General features: G+C 67.9%; 2 protein-coding genes. Both read left to right on the forward strand.

Going from position 1 to position 1,066, the window contains the following annotated elements:
* Positions 1-274: 274 nt before the first annotated feature.
* On the forward strand, positions 275-562 hold the full coding sequence (rpsF, locus tag BN11_RS18105; protein WP_048699681.1) for a 30S ribosomal protein S6: 288 nt from the start codon (positions 275-277) through the stop codon (positions 560-562).
* A gap of 27 nt (positions 563-589) precedes the next feature.
* The coding region (locus BN11_RS18110) for a single-stranded DNA-binding protein (protein WP_083433865.1) at positions 590-1,066 on the forward strand (477 nt) is incomplete at its 3' end.

Below are 1,066 nucleotides of genomic sequence, written 5' to 3' on the forward strand. Positions count from 1 at the left end.
TCCCGGACGGCAGCCGGCAGGGCGGCGAAGGCGGGGCGCGCGGAGGTGCGGTGGTAGTCGACGGGGGCGGACGGCATACCGCCAGCCAACCCAGGCGACCCAGGCACTCGCAAGCGGATAACGCTCACCTGTGGACAACCGATTCTGTGTATGCCGAGTCACCCGATACCCTTGACAGGTTGCCCCCGCCCCCGAGGCGGCCGGGCGGCATGACAACCCTCCTGTCACGGACCGACCGTGACCGCTATCAGACCAAAGGAGGCGGGTTTTCAGCATGCGTCAATACGAACTCATGGTCATCCTCGACCCCGAGCTCGACGACCGCCAGGTCGGGCCCACCATGGAGAAGTTCCTCGGTGTCGTCAAGACCGACGGCGGAACCGTCGACAACATCGACGTGTGGGGCCGGCGCCGCCTGGCGTACCCCATCAAGAAGAAGGACGAAGGCAGTTACGTCGTCACCCTGTTCACCTCCGAGCCGGCGACGGCCAAGGAGTTGGACCGCCAGCTGGGGCTCTCCGAGCTGGTCATGCGCACCAAGCTGCTGCGCGCCGACGCCTGATCCACGACTGACTCGAGGAGCCCCGCCATGGCCAACGAGACCACCATCACCATCATCGGCAACCTGACCGGTGACCCCGAGTTGCGCTTCACCCCCTCCGGCGCTGCCGTTGCGAACTTCACCGTGGCCTCCACGCCGCGCACGTTCGATCGCAACAGCAACGAGTGGAAGGACGGCGAGACGCTGTTCATGCGGTGCTCCGTATGGCGTGAGGTCGCCGAGAATGTCGCCGAGTCCCTCCACCGGGGCACCCGCGTCATCGTCTCGGGCCGGCTGAAGTCGCGCTCGTGGGATGACAAGGAGACCGGCCAGAAGCGCACCGTCATCGAGATGGACGTCGACGAGGTCGGCCCGTCCCTGCGCTATGCCACTACGCAGGTCACCAAGACCCAGCGCGGCGGCGGCAACTTCGGTGGTGGCGGCGACGAGGGCAGCTGGGGCCAGCAGTCCGGCGGCGGCCAGTCCGGCGGTGGCCAGTCCGGCGGCGGCCAGGGTGGCCAGGGC

This window comes from Nostocoides australiense Ben110 (assembly GCF_001050535.1).
GTDB lineage: Bacteria > Actinomycetota > Actinomycetes > Actinomycetales > Dermatophilaceae > Nostocoides_A > Nostocoides_A australiense.